A 19,906-nucleotide genomic window follows, 5' to 3' on the forward strand; every position below is an offset into this window, starting at 1 on the left:
CTTTCTTGACAGTCGTTTACGCATACAAAGAGTCATAATACTGCAAATGTAGCTAAGCGGTTAACGGAGTAATTATGTTTAACAAGAAAGTAAGCCGATTGATAATAATGTCAACGGTTGGAGCGGTACTATTAGGGTGTGGTTCTGATAGTTCTGATAGCAGTAGCAGCGATGTTGCTTATGTTCAATATTACAATGCCTCATCTAACAGTACATCAACATCCTTAGTGCTCGATGATTACGCCTATACAGCAATTGATTTTGCTGACGCTATGCCGCGTTATGGCTACAGTGTTGGCAGTTCCGATTTAGAGATTTATGGCCAAGATGAAGACGGAGAAACGGTAACGGTTTACAGTGATACCGTTGAGTTAGAAACCGATGATAACCATCTGTTTGTGTTATATGGTGATTATTTAGACCCATTATTACTGGATATCAATTACAACCGTGATGAGATGGATGAGCTTAACGCGGATGACGATTACGAATACAGTAAAATGCAAGTCTTGGTTGCCAATGTGGCGACAGACGCAGGTACATTTGATGCGTATATTTCACTCGATACTCAAACGATTGATGAAGCCGTGATGATAGGTAGCGCATCTTATGGCACTTATACCGATTCTACAGTGCTTGATACCGACGATTACATAGTGTACCTCACAACAGCGGGCACTAAAGACGTGGTTTATACCACAGGGAGCATGGATTTAACGACTGAAACAGTTTACAAACTATTAATTCGTAACAGCTTTGGTGCAGGCGACATTAAAGTGACTATCGACAGTGTTGATTCTACCACGACAGTAGATAGCTATGCTGCGCTAGAGGCAACGGCAGATTACCGAGTATTTAACGGACTGCAAACTCAAAGTATTGATGTCGATGTGACCAGCAAACAAGAAACGCAATATTTATATGATGTTGCCCCATTTGCAGTGACAGATTATCAATCGACCTCGTTTAATGATTACGGTATTACCGTTAAAGACGCCACCAGTAAAACCAAGTTGTTTGATAATTTATTGGTGACCTTTAACCAAGATGATGTTAAATCACTACTGATTTACCAAAAAGCCGACAGTTCAGTTAAAGGCATGGTTATCTCTCAAGATTTACGTCCACGTGCATACGAATATAAAGTTGATATTGTAAACTTATCATATGATTACGATGACTTAACTGTGTACTTTGTGCGTGACTCAGAAACCATTGAAACAGCTGAGTACACGTTGTCAGACTTAGACTTTGTTGAACAACAGAGCTTAACTCTGCCAGAGGATGACTATGAAATTAACATAGTGTATGAAGATGACAATGGTACTCAAACTTTGGTGTATCAATCAGAATCTATGAGCATTAGTGGTGGTAGCAACTTTACTTTTGTACTGACCCCAGATACAGAAAGCGCACTAGGCCACAGATTAACATCGTTACAATAAAAACATACGCACTTGGTGAAATCGTTCACTTATTGTGAGTCATGAAAAAAGCCGATATCTGTGATATCGGCTTTTTTATAAGGTGAATGCGCTATGACGCTAATCGCTCAAGTTTACTCGTCTTCATCATCGTCAACTTTAACGCCCCACACATCGTGCTCGTCGGCATGAATAATTTGCACCCAAACTTGATCGCCTGGTTGCACGTCAAACTCGTCGGTTAAATACACTTTGCCGTCAATTTCTGGCGCGTCCATGTATGAGCGACCAATTGCACCTTCGGTGTTCACTTCATCAATTAAGATTAAATACTCTTGGCCAATACGAGCTTGCAGTTTTTCGGCACTAATGCGGGCTTGTACCGCCATAAAGCGTTGTAATCTGTCTTCCATCACATCTTCTGGTACATGGTCTGGTAAATCGTTAGCTTTAGCGCCTTCTACTGGTGAGTATTTAAAGCAACCTACGCGGTCTAATTGGGCTTCTTCTAAAAAGTCTAATAACTCTTCAAATTCTTCTTCGGTTTCACCAGGGAAGCCGACAATAAAGGTTGAGCGGATCACAAGCTCTGGGCAAATCTCGCGCCATTTAGCGATGCGTTCTAATACTTTGTCAGAGCTGCCAGGGCGTTTCATTAATTTTAGAATGCGCTTATTGGCATGCTGAAACGGAATATCTAAATAGGGCAGAATTTTACCTTCAGCCATTAATGGAATAATGTCATCCACATGCGGATAAGGGTACACATAGTGCAGGCGCACCCATACGCCTTGTTTGGCCAATTCTTCACAAAGCTGCTGCATATGGGTTTTAACGGGCATACCATCCCAAAATGCGGTTTTATGTTTTACATCCACACCATAAGCTGAGGTGTCTTGCGAAATAATTAATAGCTCTTTTACGCCTGCGTTGACTAAACGTTGCGCTTCACCTAATACATCGCCAATAGGGCGAGAGTCTAAATCACCGCGCATGGATGGAATAATGCAGAAAGTGCAACGGTGATTACAGCCTTCAGATATTTTTAAATAGGCGTAATGCTTAGGCGTTAGCTTAATGCCGTGATCTGGTACTAAATCAATGAGCGGATTATGTTTAGGTTTTTCAACGTGCAAGTGCACTTGTTTTAAGACTTCATCATAGGCGTGAGGGCCTGTTACACCTAACACGTTAGGATGAAGTTCAACAATTTCGTCTTTTTTAACGCCTAAACAGCCAGTGACTAACACCTTGCCGTTGGCAGCTAATGCTTCGCCAATGGTTTCTAACGACTCTTGTACCGCGCTGTCAATAAAGCCACAGGTATTGACAATAACCAAGTCAGCATCGTCATAGCTGTTGGTTACGTCATAGCCTTCGGTGCGAAGTTGGGTGAGGATCCGTTCTGAGTCGACTAAGTTTTTAGGACAACCCAATGAAACAAAACCGATTCGATTACCAGTGCTTGGGGTGCTTGTGCTGTGAGCCTCAAGGGTTTTTACTGGGATATCGAGGGTGGTTGTTTGCTTGGGTGTAAAGGTTTCAACAGTCATAAGATCTCACACATAAAGTTAACGGATAACGTCGGCATAAAAATGTTGGCGGATTATACCTGAATGTCGCGAAAGGTATAGAGTAACCATGGTTGAAAATTATACTGCAAATAGGTGTGTCAGTATAAATAAAAACGACGTGACACCCATAGATGTCACGCCGTTATGTTAGCTATAAACGGTTATTTAGTTGGTGCGGTAACGACTTAAAATTTTACCTAAACTTGCAGAGGCTTTAGATAAATCTTTCACACCATGTGCAGACTGTTGTGACAACCCTCGAATGATATTCGACTTTTGACGGATTTCAGTCAGCTCTTTAGCAATGTCATTTGCCACAGCGCTTTGTTCCTCTGATGAGGTCGAAATTTGGAAACTCATATCCATAATAGAACGTGATGATTCTGCAATGGCGTCAATGTCAGTACCAATATCGCTAATTAAGTCGCTACTGGTTTGCGCTTGTTTTACCGTATCTTGAGTAATACTGTCGATATTGAGCGTTTCACTTTGTAGCAATTCAATCATGTTATGAATTTCGACCGTTGCAGCTTGCGTTCTACCCGCTAGGGTTCTTACTTCATCTGCAACAACCGCAAATCCGCGTCCCATTTCGCCTGCACGTGCCGCTTCAATTGCTGCGTTTAATGCCAGCAAGTTAGTTTGGTCAGAAATAGCGTTAATGGTGGTGATAACTTCGTTAATATTGGTTGCGTTAACTTTTAACGTGTTCACCGAATTAGACGTTTGTTCGATGTATTTAGACAGCTTTTGAATTTCATTAATTGCACGTTTAGCTCTGTCGTAACTTTGGCGAGTATATTCTGAATCTTGTTCAACACGCTCAGTTGAGTTACGGGCAATATTGGACACTTCAGCAGCCGATGCGGTCATTTCTTCCATTGCGGTGGCAACAGAGTCTAACGAGGCGTATTGCAAGTCAATTTGTTCAGCACTTTTTTCTGCATCACGGGCAAACGTATCTGAGGTGGAGTGCAAAGTATCTGTACTCGTTTTAACAGCAATAACCAGCTCACTCAAGGTATCCATGGCTTTATCTAAAGCACAACCTATGGTGCCAAATTCATCACGACCAGGGTGAAAGCCCAAGCGAGATGTAAGATCGCCTTTGGCAATTTTTTCTGTGGTATTCCAAAGTACCCATAATGCCCCACCAATGAATGTGGCATTCCAATATAAAACGATTGCAAAAGGGATAACCCATAAAAATGCTAATAACATTGACGTCATAGCAGCTTGTTTAGCTTCAGACTCTTGGTTATACACTGATTCACTGAGGGAATAATATTGGCCAGCTGAAGCGTATACTGCTGTAACAGTGTCTTGTGAGCGTAAGCTGGTTTTAGCGCTGCTCGATACCTGTAAGCCCAGGCTTGCGGCTTGTTCAAGTTGGCCTGTCGCATCAAGCGCTTGCACCATTGATGCGGTTTTTTGCTCTAATACTTGCATTGACTGCTGTTCAATTTGAGCCACTTTACTGAAATAGCTGCTGATTGAAACACTGGCCAAAATAAGAAGAAATAGCCCAAAAATAGTCCAAAATTTATCGTTAATGGACATTTTGATAAAGAGTTTATCGATACTTCTAAAATCAACTTCTTTCATGGTATGGGTACCTAAATCGGTAAATACGATAGATGCAAATAGTAGATTAGCCAGCAGCATTTTGATACTAATTACTGAGCCTGACGACCATTTTTTTGACGACAATAACAAATGTTCTAGATTGATATCGACAATAAATCAAATTGCTTAAGTTATTTATTGAATTTTTATGGCCTTAAACAAAATAGCAAAACCGATATTCCATTCATTCTAACCTGAGCGGCAACATCTACAGTCTTTACTCCTGATGCTGTGTTATGTGGGTTAATCATCTCGTTATATTTATATTGTTTCAAGTGAAATAAATGGCATTGTGTTGCCATATTAGCCAATGCTGTTTTGCTTTTTAATTTATGTTGTTTTTTGGGGCTGCTGCTCGTGCAAGGTTGTGCTTGCTGCTAATGGTTGGTCATTACTCACATACATAACAGCGGCAGAGATCTTGAGGCGATAAACGTCGATAACGCGGTAAACATGCTCAACAAACGCTGCCTGAAAGTGTCGGTTAAAACACGTTTTACACTTTGTTAAATAACTTTTCGCAAATAAAGCGTAGCTTAGATAACCAAGTATCAATCTATTGGCCTCGATTATACTCGTTTTACCTCGAACAAAATGCAAGCAGCAAAGATCAACAGGCCCTAGGGCCTGTTGACCTTTCAAGGTTGTTTTTGCAGCGAATTGTTGGCCATTTGTACAAGGCAGAGACTTTGAAGTGTAGTTATTCTACATAAAAAGTCGATAACGCAGTAAAAATGACCGACAAACGCTGCCCACAGGGTTCGGCTAAAAACGTTTTACTCTTTGTTGAATAGATTTTGCTTAGGTGGCTAGGCTTCAATCCATTCGCCTCGATTAAAACGTTTTTAACTCGAACAAAATGCAACCAGCAAAGATCAACAGGCCCTAGAAGTGTTACAAAATTTATCACGCTGTTAATTATTTTATTTTTATATGTTCTGGCTTTAGCTGATGTTTTTAAATGGGTATTTTGCAATTGCTGTAACCTTGTTCTCCGTATGGTGTTAATTTTGATGATAATCAAATGGATAGTGAATTTGATAAACCCATTTATGTGATCAATGTTCTTTTTTATGTCATAAAACTTTGGGACAATCGCGCCGCATATTACAAAAAAATAGCATTTTTATTACAAAATATGGGGTTACAAAATGAAAGGACTGACTAAACTCACGGCGGTTTCACTTGCAGTGGCTGCTGCATTGCCAATGATGGCCAATGCAGATGTGCTGATTAGCGAATACGTTGAAGGGAGTTCAAACAACAAAGCGATTGAACTGTATAACAATGGTGATACCGCCGTTGATTTAACAGGTTATAAATTAGTTCGTTATAAAGACGGCGACACCGCAGCGTTAGATATGGTTGAGTTAACCGATTCTATCGCAGCGAAAAGCATCAAAGTGATTTTGCATCCAAGTGCAGCCATTACTTTGCCAGCGGGCACAGACTCAATGACCGGCAACTTGTACTTTAATGGTGGCGATGCAGTCGGCCTATTAAAAGATGGTGTATTGGTTGATGTGATTGGCGATATTCCAACTCCAGCAGGCTGGGGGCTTGATACCACTGTTCAGCGTAATGTAGACGCATTAACCGCTAGCACCACTTACGATGCGGCCCAGTGGGTTGAGTTAGAAAAAGACACCTTTAGTGGCCTAGGCACACTTGAAGCGGCTGAGGCTCCAGAGCCAAGTACTTTTACTTGTAACGGCGCCACGCTAACGAACATTTATGATATTCAAGGTGCGGGTGATACTAGTCCATTAGTTGCCAGTGGCAGTTTTGAGTCGGCTAACGAAGTCACCGTTAAAGGCATTGTGAGCGCCAGAAGTGACAGTTTATATAAAGGCTTCTTTATTCAAGATGCGCAAGGTGATGGTTCACCTTATACCTCTGACGGTATTTTTGTTTACCTAAATGAAGCTGCACCAGACACGATTCAGCCCGGTACTGAAGTGTGTGTACAAGGTAAAGTTAAAGAGTATTACGGCTCAACACAGATAGACATCAAAGACGAGCAAAAATTTGAAGTGGGCGTTGTGGGCGATGCGCCTGCCGCTGTTGAATTTTATGTTGCAGATGGCGAAACACTTGCGCAAGCATTAGAGCGCGTCGAAGGCATGAAAGTGAAGCTAGATGCAGGCAGTGACATGAAAGTCACTCGTACTTTTAGTTTTGACTACTCAAGCTACCGTAACAATATGGTGTTATCGCACAAAGCGCCGTTAATGAAACCCACTCAAGTTTTTGAGCCAAACTCCGCACAAGCAGTCGCATTGAGTGAAGCTAATTTAGTTAACCAACTCTTTGTTGAATCTGATTACAAAGCTAAAGATGGCGAAGTGCCTTACTTCCCTGATTTTAACGCAGAAACAGGTTATATCCGCGTTGGTGACCAGTTAACTAACCTTGAAGGTGTGATTGGCTACAGCTATAGCTCATACCGTCTTTTAGCGACGAACACTATCACCGCGGGCGATTTTATCCGTGTTGATGATCGTACCAATGCACCAACAGTGGCAGACATGGGCGACATTCGTGTAGCTAGCTTTAACGTACTTAACTTCTTTAATGACGCAGTGGGTGGCGATGCAAACCCATCAAACAGCAACCGCGGCGCGTTAACAGAAGATGAAATGGTCTTGCAACGCACCAAAATTGTGAATGCACTTGTAGCCATGAATGCTGATGTTGTGGGCTTAATGGAGATTGCCAACAATGGCTTTGGTGAGTTAAGTGCGATTCAAAACCTAGTTGATGCGTTAAATGCTGAGCTGACAGATGAACAAGCCTATCGCTTTGTTGAAATTGAAGATGCTGACAAATATGACGGTAAATATATTGGCAGCGATGCGATTACGGTTGGCATGTTATACCGCCCAGCCCGCATTAGTTTAAATGGCGCCGCCCAAGTGATTGCGACTCCTGAGCAGCATGCCACTGCAGGGGCACAGACTCGTGATAAAAATGGCGTGGTTGAATCTAGCCCAAGCTATAGCGTGTTTCAGCGTCATAGCCTAGTGCAAAGCTTTACCATTAATGATGAGAAACTGACGGTTGTGGTGAATCACCTTAAGTCGAAAGGCTCAGGTTGTATTGAAGATTGGGCAGCGTTTAACGAAAATTCAGAACCTGCTGATTTACAAGGTAAGTGTAATGCATTCCGTGTCTCGGCGGCCAAAGTATTGGGTGACTCATTAAAAGATGTTGATGGTGATTTACTGGTCATTGGTGACTTAAATGCTTATGGCAAAGAAGATCCTGTTGCAGTATTAACCGACTATGACGCATCGGCAACGGATCATGTTATCCGCACCGCTTCTTGGACCACATTAGACGGTAAAGTGTATGAGCGTTCAGGCAGTGTGATTGAAAAAGGCTATGGTTTAATTAACTTAAATACTCAAATGCACGGTGCCGATACTTACTCATACAGCTATAACGGCGAGTTAGGTAACTTAGACCATGCATTAGGTAATGCGAGTTTAGCGGCAAAAGTGGTGGGTATTGATGACTGGCACATTAACTCGGTTGAATCTAATCTGTTTGAATATGGCAGCAAGTACACCGGTGATTTGGTTAAGTCTGAAAATGCCTTCTCTGCATCAGACCACGACCCAGTGATTATTGCACTGAGTTACCCAGCACCTGTGGTCACCCCTGAACCTGTTGACCCAGTAGAGCCTGAGAAAAAAAGCGATGGTGGTAGTTTGGGCTACTTTGCATTGATGTTATTAGGTGCATTAGGCTTACGCCGTCGTAGCTAATTTACATTAACGGCTTAAGCACTAATAAAAAAGGATGACCATTGGGTCATCCTTTTTTTATGTAAGTGACTAACCTGAGCTCGGGATAAGGGATGAACTTATGCTATTTAAAATCAACATGTTACACTTTCTCACTTTCAAGCTTGTCATTTGTTCTGCTAACAAGGCGAATTGACGCGTCAATAGCTAGCCTATTGTAAGTCGATTCAACGCAGTGAGCAGGGCAAAGGACTGTTTGAAAGGCATTTATTATCCCGAGCTCAGGTTGACTACATCAGTTACGCTTTAATTGAGGCTGTTTAAGCTTACATTTTCCAGGTTAGTGTCGCACTATAATTGGCCGGTGCGCCGTAATAACCTTGGGCCCAGTACAGGCTATTGATGTACTTTTCATCGCCAACGTTATTGGCATTTAGCGCTAACCCTAAGTTGTCGGTAATTTGATATTTAGCCATTAAATCAATTACAGCATAAGCGTCTTGCTTGGTGACGATCTCTGCGCCTGCATTGGCAAAACCTTCAGCGACAATCCCCTGGCTTCGCGAGATATCATCTTGCCAACGCATGTTCATCCCAATAGAAAGCCCTTCAATGGTTGCAAAGTCATAGGTTGCGGCAAGCTTAACTAACTTGCTAGGAGTATAGGCTGCCACGATGTCGTCACCTTCGATGTCAAAGTCTGTGTACCCAATACTGGCATTTAATCCAGGGTAAATTTCACCAGCGACTTCAAACTCAAAACCTGTACTGCTGATCCCGTCTGAGCCATAGTATGTTTGCATGTCGATGGGTAATCCTGCTGTGTCTGGGTCGAGCACAGCAATATTGGTTTGCCTCACATCAAAGTAGGCCAAGCTGGCAATTAGGCGACCATTAAAGAGTTCGCTTTTTACACCCACTTCGCGACTTTCACCCGTGATTGGATCTAAGAACACACCGACACTGTCTTTTTCTGTTTGGGCAACAAAGTTTTCGGTGTAACTTGCGTAGGCAACAAGCGCAGGGGTGAAGTTATACACGGCACCAACATACGGTATAAATTGCTCATAATCCGCTTTTTGGTCAACCTCGTATGACTCGCCTTCTGCCTGCCAGTCATTGTAGCGACCGCCAGCAATCACGTGTAAATCGTCCACAATACTAAAACGGCCGGTAAAGTAGGCTGCTTGTTGTTCACGGGTGACATCACTGCCGCGTAAACCATCATTAAAGGTGGGTTTGGGTGTATTACCATCCCAGGTGTTGAGATCTGGCATCGCCGGGAAGCCATTGCCAGTGGTGTAATCGTACAGTGAGCTGTCGTCGTAGCTCATTTTTGAATAGTTTACCCCAGCAACAAGCTGATGTTCCCGGCCAAAGAGATTAAAATTACCATCAATATAAATATCGACTAAATCGCTTTGGTCATCTAAATCATATTCACTAGCATAACCGGTTAAGCCTAATTCGGTATCCTTGTCTGGCGTGCCAAAAACATAAAATAGCTCAGTGTCTTCGTCGGTCGTTTTATGTGAATAAGTGCCTCGTAAGCGCCAATCGTCGTTAAAGTGGTGGCTGAGTTCTAGCACCGTATTATTTTTAATCACTCGCCAGTTTGACCAGTCTGCAGAGGTATTGGTCGATCTATCGTAATCTGTCGCGCTGCCGTCGGTGTAAAATAGCGGTAGGGCACCCCAGTTATTTCCTGTTGCGTCATTATTCATGTAACTGTGGCTGAGCGACAAGGTAGTGTCTTGGCTTAAGTTGGCTTCTAAAAACACGTAAACGATATTTTTGTCGGTTTGATAGCGGTCTAAATACGAGTCTTTGCTCTGGGTGACGGCAACTGCCCTTGCGGCAAACGTGTCATTGAGTTTCACCGAGCCATCCGCTTCAAGGCGAGTATTGTTAAAGCTGCCGTAGGTGCCACTGACGCTAAGTTGGTTATCGGCTGTAGGGCGTTTACGGATAAAGTTGATGGTGGCCGATGGATTACCTACACCCGTCATTAAACCATTGGCGCCACGGATAACTTCAATGCGGTCATAAATTGCGGTGTCTTCATCGGCGTGGTTATTGCCTGAGGTCAGTGGTAAACCAATACCGTCAATTTGGAAGTTAGTAATATCAAAACCGCGGGCAGTATAGTAAGTGCGATCGGTTTCAATGCGTTCAACATTTACACCTGTGGCTGAGTCGAGTGCGGCATTGATGTCGTGTAATTGAAAGTCTTGCAATTGGGCATCGGTAATGACTGAGATAGACTGCGGAATATCAATGATGGCCAGATCTAATCTTGAAGCGCCACTGGCAGAGTGGGCATTGTAACCTGCAATATAGCTACCTTTAACTTCAATTTTTTCTATTTTGTTATCTTGAGTGGTGTCTTTTGTGTCAGCATCAGCGGCAATTGCCTGCTGATGTAAACTAATAGCGCAGAGTACAGCAAAGCTAATTTTATTTAGTTTCATAGTGTTATCATCTTTTTTGTGAACGGTTCCTTGTTCTGTGTTTATAAATGTTTTTGCCACTAGAGCAGTTTGATGATCATATCAAAACTAAATAGAAATTATTATCATTTGCAATTGTAAATTTTGTAAGTTGTCTCTGACAGAGTGAACTTTTGTTATTGGCGTGGGTAATGGGGGGATTTTATGCAATAAAAAAGCGCCTTTCGGCGCTTGTTAAATCGGTAACTTACACGATTAAATCATATTGCTCGCGTAGCACCTTGATAATGTCTGCTTTAGGGTTAGTTGGCAGTGCAATGCTGCGACCTGTTACCTTTTCAGCAACACCGGTATAAGTGCGTGATACGTTCATCATGGCTTCTAGTGGTAGGTCATTATCACGTGCCAGGGCTTCACGCTCAGGCATTCTGTCTTTATTTAATAAGATGTCGGCATCGTCAAAATGGTTTAATAAAAACTGGCGGAAGCCTTCTTTTGAGTTTTCAACAATCTTACCCTCGCGGTAAGCTGGGCCATCCCAAATACGTGATGAATCTGGCGTGCCGACTTCGTCCATGTAAATCAGTTTTGATTGGCCGTTTTTGTCGTTTACATAGCCAAATTCAAATTTGGTGTCGACAAATACCTGGTCAAGTTTAGCCAATGCGTCAGAGATTACTTTAAAGCCTTGTTTGAGCAAAGTTTCATATAAGTCGATATCTTGTGGCTTTTCAAAGCCGAATGCCTGGTAGTTGGCTTCAATGTCGCTGCGGCTAATATTGACGTCATCTTGTGCTGGCACGCCTGGAATACCGGTTAAAATGCCTTTGGTTGATGGGGTAATAAGTAATTCTGGTAATTTTTGGTCTTTGCTTAAGCCTTCTGGCAAGGTGATGCCACAAAAAACACGTTCGCCTTTTGAATAAGCGCGCCACATTGAACCGGTAATGTATTGGCGACAAATCGCTTCTACTTTAATTGGGCGGGCTTTTTGTACTATCCATACAAAAGGGTGTGGAATATCTAAAATGTGGCTGTCTGCTAAGCCATTTTGAGCAAATAAACTAAACCAATGGTTAGAAATTGCATTGAGCGCCGCGCCTTTACCAGGAATGCCTTGCAAATTGCCTTCGCCATGAAAAATACAATCAAAAGCAGAAATACGATCGCTAATCACCATAATGGCCAGTGGAGTATCTTCTGGGACATCGTAACCTTTGTCCTGAATAAGACGACGGCTGTCGGCATCGGTTAGCCAGTAAACGCTGCGTACTTTGCCACTGTGGACAGGCTTGTCGGTACGGATAGGTAAATCATTGTTCACTGCAAGAACGGAATCAGCAAGACTCATGCGAGTGTTCCTTAGGTAGTAGGGCACATAGGTTTTTTATGGCGGCTATTTTACCTGCATTAGTAGGATTTGCCACGCGAAAAGGCAGCGCTGAAATAGCCTTTTTTATTATGCGAACAATCAAAGGTGGTATAAGCTCATCTTGATAAAGACTTTGTATTGGCTATCGGGCAAAATCTATCCCCTTAATTGTGTACGAGTAAATAATAGTGACAGCAGAACAACAAAGTGCCAATAACCGTTTAGGGCTGATATTTGTCTCTATTGCGGTATTTTTCTGGGGTATCTTACCGATAGCGCTCAAATTATCTGGCAGTTTTATTACACCGGTGACGTTAACTTGGTTTCGTTTTTTGATGGCGCTTGTGGTGACTTTGCTTATCCAGTGGAAAGTGGGTGCTCTGCGGCAGTTTGTTGGGCTTCCTCGTGCTATATGGTTAAAACTGACATTAGCCGGTGTGTTGTTGATGTGTAATTACGTGTCGTTTGTGTACTCATTGAGTTACTTAGCCCCAGGTACTGCACAGCTTAATTTTCAAACTGCGCCCTTCTTTTTAGTTTTTGGTGGGGTATTGTTTTTTAAAGAACGATTTAATGCCTTTCAGCTCAGCTGTTTTGCCACACTCGCATTGGGCATGCTGATGTTTTTTCATCCGCAACTCGATATGGATCAAGCTCGTGATGAGCAAGTGCTTATCGGCATTATGATTGTACAGTTTTCAGTGATGTCGTGGACCAGTTATGCATTATTACAAAAGTCGGTAAGCCAACGGTTATCGCCTAGCAATGTATTGCTGTTTATTTATGCGCTTGGCATTTTGGCTATGGCACCCTTTAGCGATTTTAGCCAGTTTGGCGCCATGACATTACCCCAATGGTGGATAGTGTTATTTTGCGGTGCAAATACGTTAATTGCCTATGGCTGCTTTGGTCAGGCAATGCACTATTGGCCAACCGCACAAGTGAGTGCAATGCTGTCGTTAACGCCGGTGTTGAGTTTTACCGTGACCGAACTGGTGGTCAGCTTTGGCTGGTGGAGCGGAGTATTTAGCAGTGCCAATATAGATATGTTGTCATTAATGGGCATTGTATTGATTGTCAGTGCAGTATTTGCCGTGCAAATAGTCCCTATGTATCAAAAGCGCAAACAGGCTAAAGCGTTTAGGACGGTATTGTAGTATTTGTTCAGTATTGGTTAGCAAGATAATAGAGTGTGAAGAAGAATGCGCTAAAAAGCACGCCGCCAATGATAATAATCCATAACAAGGTTTTATCTTGTTTAGCTGATTTTGTAGCGTCAAGTAATGGCGAGCCAAATATTTGTGCAACGAAAACTAAAAAATCCATTTAGATTACCTATCGGGTTAATTCATTCGAGAATGATAATATTACCTACATTCTTGCAGTAACCAAATTAATTGGTGTTAATTGGTGTTAATTGGTTTTATCATTTTCAGCCTATAAAAAATTGCTTTAACTAAAAACTGAAAACAAAAATGGAGCCCAGAGGCTCCATTTTTGTGTCATTCAAATCAATGATTAGCCATTATCACGTGGCTTGCGTGGACGACGTTCTGCACCTGCAGGACGGTCACCGCGTGGACGATCACCACGAGGGCGGTCACTGCGAGGTTTGCGTGGCGCACCACGGCCAGAGTCAACAAACACTTCATCACCGGCTTCGCGAATGTTAAGTGGACGACCACATACGCGTACCTTTTTAAGGTGAGATAGAATGTCTTTTGGCATGCCGTCTGGTAAATCAACGGTAGTCACTTGGTCGAATAGTTGGATTTGACCAATGAAACGGCTGTCGATGTTTGCTTCGTTAGCGATAGCACCAACAATGTTACCTACACCAACACCATTTTCGCGACCCACATCGATAACATAACGGTTCATCTTCACGTCTGGGTTATCTTTTAAAGCATCTGCGCTACCAAAGCTTGTTGGTGCTGGGCGACTGCCACGATCGCTACGTTCACGGCGTGGACGATCGCCACGGTCGCTATTACGGTCACCACGTTCACTTCGCTCGTCACGTGAATCACGTTGACGCTCTGTAATCGTTGGTAATTGTAGCGGGCGCTCTTGTTGCACTTGTTGCAGTAATGCTGCAGCAAGTAAGTCAGTATCGACCTCAAGCTGTTGGCATAACTCGGCGACAGCGTTTTTCATAAACTCTAAGTCGCCGTTTAAGGTTTCTTGAATTTGCTCGCCTAAACGAGATAAACGACGCTCTGCAACGGTTTCAGGGCTTGGGATTTTCATTGGTGAAATACGGCTGTTAGTTGCGCGCTCTATGGTGCGTAACATGCGCATTTCACGGTTGGTGACAAACAAAATTGCCATACCCGTACGACCAGCACGACCAGTACGACCAATACGGTGTACGTAGGCTTCTGAATCGTAAGGAATATCGTAGTTTACAACGTGGCCAATACGCTCAACGTCTAATCCACGTGCGGCTACGTCAGTTGCGATCAAAATGTCTAGCTTGCCGCGTTTAAGCTGATCAACAGCGCGTTCACGTGCTTGCTGGTTCATGTCGCCATGTAATGGAGATGATGCATAACCACGAGCTTCTAATTTTTCTGCTAATTCAACACAGCTGTTACGAGTACGCACGAAAATGATAATACCTTCGGTATTTTCAACTTCTAAAACACGCACTAATGCTTCAAGTTTGTTGTGTTGTGATACTTGCACAAAACGTTGGTCAATTGACTCAACTGTTGTGTGACTTGCAGCAATGCTGATGTTAACAGGGTTAGATAAATGCTTGTTTGCTACGCGCTTGATTTGCTCAGGCATAGTGGCAGAAAATAACGCAAGTTGGCTGTTAGCTGGCTTATGTTCAAGGACCCATTCGATATCATCGATGAAGCCCATTTTTAACATTTCATCAGCTTCATCAAGCACTAATGCTTTTAATGAGTCTAGTTTTAGTGTGCCACGACGCATGTGATCCATTACACGACCAGGTGTTCCTACAATGACTTGTGGGCCACGCTTAAGGGCGTTTAATTGTTGCTGCATGCTTTGACCACCGTAAATCGGCAGTACGTGGAAGCCTTTCATGTGTTTGGCATAGCTACCAAACGCTTCAGCTACCTGAACGGCTAGTTCACGAGTTGGAGCCAACACTAAAATCTGTGGAGCATTGATTTTCATGTCGATTTTGTTTAGCAAAGGCAGGGCGAATGCACCTGTTTTACCGGTACCGGTTTGTGCTTGACCGATAATATCTTTACCTGCCATAAGCGGGTCGATACTCGCTGACTGGATTGGCGTTGGTTTTTCATAACCAAGCTCGTCAAGTGAACGCAACAAATACTCAGACAGGCCGAGTTCGCGGAAAGTTCTTTCATTGGATGACATTGAGTTGTAGCCTTGTGGATGCGCACGAAGTTCGGAAGCTCGTGCTAAAGTTTCACAGACAGAAAATCAACCCCGTGTCGATTTCCCGCGCCGATAAGGGGGCATATTATAGCAGCAAGTATGCGATTTGACCACGTAAAAACTAAAAATAAACCTTAATATGTTGATTAATCGTAAAGATTGGCCTGATTCTTGATTCATGCCTTACTGCAATTGGTTGAAAAATGAGCGCTTGTTGTATTTTATGATGTGTTTAAGGTGTTTGCGTGAGTTTCTCAATATTTAACAGTTGATACACGGTTTCGACTACGGCAACAATAAAGTCGAGATCTAATGTGTCTATTGTGTCATTTTCGGTGTGGTATTGTTGATGTGGCGGCACACCAAAATACACCCATTTATACCCTGCCTTGTGAAACGGATAGTGATCAGATGCCCTTAACCAATCGGTTTTTTGTAAGCGCCCGCTAAGCAAACTTCTGCGATGAGTGCGAATACATAATTGCGTTTGTTGCATCAGTTGCGCCTTAATGGTGTCAAACTGAGCGATATTCTTTTCGCCTTCCATATAAATCGCACGGCGCCGATTGGGGTGGCCAATCATGTCAAGATTAACGCTTAGCTCAACCTCTATATTTGGATCTTGCTGCAATAATTGCACTAAGGCATAACTGCCAAATAATCCGGGTTCTTCAGCATCGGTAGCGACTAGCATTAAATTAACGTCATCTAAGTGAGTCTGTTTTTGCCAGCGTTTGGCAATGGCCAGCATACCTGCTACGCCAGAGGCGTTATCGTCGGCGCCAGGAAACACAGTGCTACCTTTTTGGCCAAGATGATCGTAATGGGCGGTAATGATCCGCCAGCGTCGAGAAGGGATTTTTGCAGGTATGGTCGCAACTAAATTAACCCCTGTGATTGTTGAAAATTGATGGTCGAAGTTAAAGGGGATGGCAAATTCTGTTTGCCAGGGTTTAAGGCCAAGCTGATTAAAGCGCGAAATAATATAATCTTGTGCAGCTTGCGAACCAAGTGTTGCAGTTTTGCGCCCTTGAAACGCGACAGAAGTCAGTATGCTGATATCTTGGTGTATTTGCTCAGTTGCGTTAGGCCAAGTGGTGGTAAATGTAGAAGAGCATTCAGGTAAGCGGGCACTGCAGCCACTGTTTAAGCAGAGCAGTAAAAGCATCCCAACCACCTGATAACGAGGAAGAAGCGTGGGCATATCGGCACTCCTAACGTTACGGGTGGATGGGAAACCTATATAAAGGCTACTTTTTATTTTTTGCTTTTTTGCTACGTTGCTGATGCAGCGCCAGCATTGGCTTTAAGAATCGTGCAGTATGCGATTCTGGGTGCTCGGCAACGTCTTCTGGGCTACCGGCTGCTAAAATCATGCCGCCGCCTGAGCCGCCTTCTGGGCCTAAGTCGACAATCCAGTCTGCGGTTTTAATCACATCTAAATTGTGCTCAATCACCACAACAGTATTGCCATGGGACTTTAGGCGATGTAATACATCTAACAATAGCTGAATGTCTGCAAAGTGCAGCCCGGTGGTTGGTTCATCTAAAATATACAAGGTTTTACCTGTGTCGCGTTTAGACAACTCTTTTGCTAGTTTAACTCGCTGCGCTTCACCGCCAGACAGGGTCGTTGCACTTTGCCCCAGGCGAATATACGACAGGCCGACATCCATTAACGTTTGCAGTTTGCGTGCAATCGATGGGATGGCATCAAAGTAGCTGCGCGCATCTTCAACGGTCATTTGCAGCACTTCGTGAATGTTTTTGCCTTTGTATTTCACTTCCAAGGTTTCGCGGTTATAGCGCTTACCTTTACATGAGTCACAAGGCACATACACGTCTGGTAAAAAGTGCATCTCAACTTTAATTAAGCCATCGCCTTGGCAAGCCTCACAGCGTCCGCCTTTAACGTTAAATGAGAAGCGGCCCACTTGATAACCACGGGTACGCGACTCTTGTGTGCCGGCAAACAACTCACGTATTGGGGTAAATATACCCGTGTAAGTTGCTGGGTTTGAGCGCGGCGTGCGGCCAATCGGGCTTTGGTCGATGTCGACAACCTTGTCGCATTGCTCCATGCCTTTAATGCTTTTATAAGGAGCAGGTTCGTCGACCGTGGCACCATTTAGCATGCGATGGGCAATTTTAAAGAAGGTGTCGTTAATTAGGGTCGATTTACCTGAGCCAGAAACACCTGTAATGCAGGTGAACAGGCCAATTGGAATGGTGAGATCGACATCCTTGAGGTTGTTTCCTGATGCGCCAAATAGTTCAATGACTTTTTTAGGGTCCATTGGCGTGCGCTCGTCGCTGATGTGAATTTGCTTTTTGCCAGAAATATACTGGCCAGTGACCGACTCTTCACAGTTAAGAATATCGTCTAAGGTGCCGTCGCAAATCACTTCGCCACCGTGTACACCAGCGCCAGGGCCAATGTCGATAACATGATCGGCAAGGCGAATGGCGTCTTCGTCGTGCTCAACCACAATCACGGTATTGCCTAAGTCACGCAGATGAATAAGCGTTTGTAATAAACGTTCGTTGTCGCGTTGATGCAAACCAATTGAAGGTTCATCCAGTACGTACATGACGCCGACGAGGCCTGCGCCAATTTGGCTGGCTAATCGGATCCGCTGTGCTTCACCGCCCGACAAGGTTTCGGCCGAGCGCGATAAGCTTAAATAATTCAACCCCACGTTAACTAAAAAGCCTAAACGTTCGCTGATTTCTTTTAAGATTTTTTCGGCAATTTTGGCGCGTTGGCCTTCAAAAGCCACAGTATCAAAGTACGCTTTGGCTTCGCCAATTGACCAGGTGGTTAATTGCGGCAAGTTTAATTCACCAATAAACACGTTGCGTGCTTCTTCACGTAGGCGTGAACCACCACAACTTTTACAAGGCTGCATATTAATAAACTTAGACAGTTCGTCGCGCACCGAATTACTCTCGGTTTCGCGGTAACGGCGGTCCATGTTATTTAAAATGCCTTCAAACGGATGGTTACGCACCACCACGTCACCGCGGTCATTAATGTACTTAAAAGCAATGTTTTGTTTGCCTGAGCCGTACAAGACAATCTTTTTGACTTTATCGCTGAGTTCGGCAAAGGGCTTTTCGACATCAAATTTGTAATGCTCTGCCAATGAGCTGAGCATTTGGAAATAGTAAAAATTGCGTCTGTCCCAGCCGCGTACCGCACCACCGGCTAATGATAATTCATCGTTGGTGATCACCCGCTCTGGGTCAAAAAATTGTTGTACGCCTAAACCGTCACAGGTTTGGCAAGCACCCGCAGGGTTGTTAAACGAGAAAATGCGTGGCTCAAGTTCTGCCATGGAATAGCCACAATGCGGACAGGCAAAGTTAGCCGAAAATACTAATTCTTCAGCGTTGTTATCTTCCATGCTGGCGATTTTGGCAATACCGCCAGACAACTCTAATGCGGTTTCAAATGATTCAGCTAAACGCTGTTTAATGTCGTCACGCACTTTAAAGCGGTCTACAACCACTTCAATAGTGTGTTTAACATGTAAATCTAGGGTTGGAGGGTCGGTTAAGTCGCACACTTCGCCGTCAATACGCGCGCGGATGTAACCTTGAGCCGATAAACTTTCGAGCAGTTTAACGTGTTCACCTTTACGATCGTTCACTACCGGCGCCAGTAACATTTGGCGGCTGTCTTGTGGCATTGCCAAAACTTTATCGACCATCTGGCTAACGGTTTGTGCCGACAAAGGTAAGTGATGTGTAGGGCAGCGTGGCTCGCCGACCCGGGCAAATAACAGGCGTAGATAGTCGTAAATCTCGGTAATGGTACCCACGGTTGAACGAGGGTTATGCGACGTTGATTTTTGCTCAATCGAAATGGCTGGGCTTAAGCCTTCAATATGATCAACATCGGGCTTTTCCATTAAACTCAAAAATTGGCGCGCATACGCCGATAAGGATTCGACATAACGACGCTGGCCTTCTGCATACAGAGTATCGAAAGCTAATGATGATTTTCCGGAACCAGATAATCCTGTAATAACAATCAGTTTATCACGTGGGATTGTTAGATTGATGTTTTTTAGATTGTGGGTACGGGCACCGCGTATTTCAATTTTATCCATCTATCTCGCTCTATAACTGCTGTAAACAAAACGATAATCAGTATCGCATAGATATGAATCGACTTCAGATCAATTTTGTTATCAATGGTGTATATACGCCTGCGACCATTAATAAGTTTAGTAAAAGGTAATCTAAATGCAGTATAGGTCGCAAACTATGATTTCCTTTTGAGCTAATTTATGGCGCTGTGATAATATGCGCAGCTAATTATGTA

General features: G+C 43.5%; 11 protein-coding genes and 1 pseudogene. 3 read left to right on the forward strand and 9 right to left on the reverse strand.

Features of this window, described 5'->3' with window-relative positions; all coding sequences use genetic code 11:
- The first annotated feature begins 74 nt into the window (after nt 1–74).
- The gene (locus tag L2703_RS09245) at nt 75–1,445 is read left to right on the forward strand and encodes a hypothetical protein (RefSeq protein WP_248970814.1); all 1,371 of its coding nucleotides are present in this window, start codon (nt 75–77) and stop codon (nt 1,443–1,445) included.
- A gap of 113 nt (nt 1,446–1,558) precedes the next feature.
- On the opposite strand, the gene rimO is transcribed toward L2703_RS09245, so the two are convergent.
- The 3 genes and pseudogenes from rimO to L2703_RS09260 all read right to left on the reverse strand — a co-directional run bounded on the left by rimO (nt 1,559) and on the right by L2703_RS09260 (nt 5,444).
- On the reverse strand, nt 1,559–2,977 hold the full coding sequence (gene rimO / locus L2703_RS09250; RefSeq protein WP_248970815.1) for a 30S ribosomal protein S12 methylthiotransferase RimO: 1,419 nt from the start codon (nt 2,975–2,977) through the stop codon (nt 1,559–1,561).
- A 186-nt stretch (nt 2,978–3,163) separates the two neighbouring features.
- Nucleotides 3,164–4,663, reverse strand: coding sequence for a methyl-accepting chemotaxis protein (locus L2703_RS09255; RefSeq protein ID WP_346347547.1), 1,500 nt, complete (start codon nt 4,661–4,663; stop codon nt 3,164–3,166).
- Nucleotides 4,664–5,234: 571 nt separating this feature from the next.
- A pseudogene (locus tag L2703_RS09260) lies at nt 5,235–5,444 on the reverse strand (hypothetical protein).
- A 331-nt stretch (nt 5,445–5,775) separates the two neighbouring features.
- Here L2703_RS09260 and exeM point away from each other — a divergent pair.
- Nucleotides 5,776–8,394 (forward strand): extracellular exonuclease ExeM, encoded by a 2,619-nt coding sequence (gene exeM, locus L2703_RS09265; protein WP_248970816.1) that lies wholly within the window; start codon nt 5,776–5,778, stop codon nt 8,392–8,394.
- A gap of 305 nt (nt 8,395–8,699) precedes the next feature.
- Here exeM and L2703_RS09270 read toward each other — a convergent pair whose 3' ends face one another.
- On the reverse strand, nt 8,700–10,844 hold the full coding sequence (locus tag L2703_RS09270) for a TonB-dependent siderophore receptor (protein ID WP_248970817.1): 2,145 nt from the start codon (nt 10,842–10,844) through the stop codon (nt 8,700–8,702).
- 226 nt (nt 10,845–11,070) lie between these two features.
- Nucleotides 11,071–12,174: a phosphoribosylaminoimidazolesuccinocarboxamide synthase gene (locus L2703_RS09275; protein ID WP_248970818.1), complete on the reverse strand. Its 1,104-nt coding sequence runs from the start codon at nt 12,172–12,174 to the stop codon at nt 11,071–11,073.
- 209 nt (nt 12,175–12,383) lie between these two features.
- Here L2703_RS09275 and L2703_RS09280 point away from each other — a divergent pair, with 209 nt between their 5' ends.
- Nucleotides 12,384–13,352, forward strand: a complete 969-nt coding sequence (locus L2703_RS09280; RefSeq protein ID WP_248970819.1) for a DMT family transporter — start codon at nt 12,384–12,386, stop codon at nt 13,350–13,352.
- 7 nt (nt 13,353–13,359) lie between these two features.
- On the opposite strand, the gene L2703_RS09285 is transcribed toward L2703_RS09280, so the two are convergent.
- The 4 genes from L2703_RS09285 to uvrA all read right to left on the reverse strand — a co-directional run bounded on the left by L2703_RS09285 (nt 13,360) and on the right by uvrA (nt 19,691).
- Nucleotides 13,360–13,521: a hypothetical protein gene (locus tag L2703_RS09285; RefSeq protein WP_248970820.1), complete on the reverse strand. Its 162-nt coding sequence runs from the start codon at nt 13,519–13,521 to the stop codon at nt 13,360–13,362.
- 192 nt (nt 13,522–13,713) lie between these two features.
- A complete protein-coding gene (locus L2703_RS09290) occupies nt 13,714–15,555 on the reverse strand; it encodes a DEAD/DEAH box helicase (RefSeq protein WP_248970821.1) in 1,842 nt (613 codons plus the stop codon).
- A 253-nt stretch (nt 15,556–15,808) separates the two neighbouring features.
- Complete coding sequence (locus tag L2703_RS09295; RefSeq protein ID WP_248970822.1) at nt 15,809–16,780, reverse strand: M20/M25/M40 family metallo-hydrolase; 972 nt, start codon at nt 16,778–16,780, stop codon at nt 15,809–15,811.
- Nucleotides 16,781–16,826: 46 nt separating this feature from the next.
- On the reverse strand, nt 16,827–19,691 hold the full coding sequence (gene uvrA / locus L2703_RS09300) for an excinuclease ABC subunit UvrA (RefSeq protein ID WP_248970823.1): 2,865 nt from the start codon (nt 19,689–19,691) through the stop codon (nt 16,827–16,829).
- Nucleotides 19,692–19,906: the final 215 nt, after the last annotated feature.

It is taken from the genome of Shewanella basaltis (genome assembly GCF_023283885.1).
Lineage (GTDB): Bacteria > Pseudomonadota > Gammaproteobacteria > Enterobacterales > Shewanellaceae > Shewanella > Shewanella basaltis.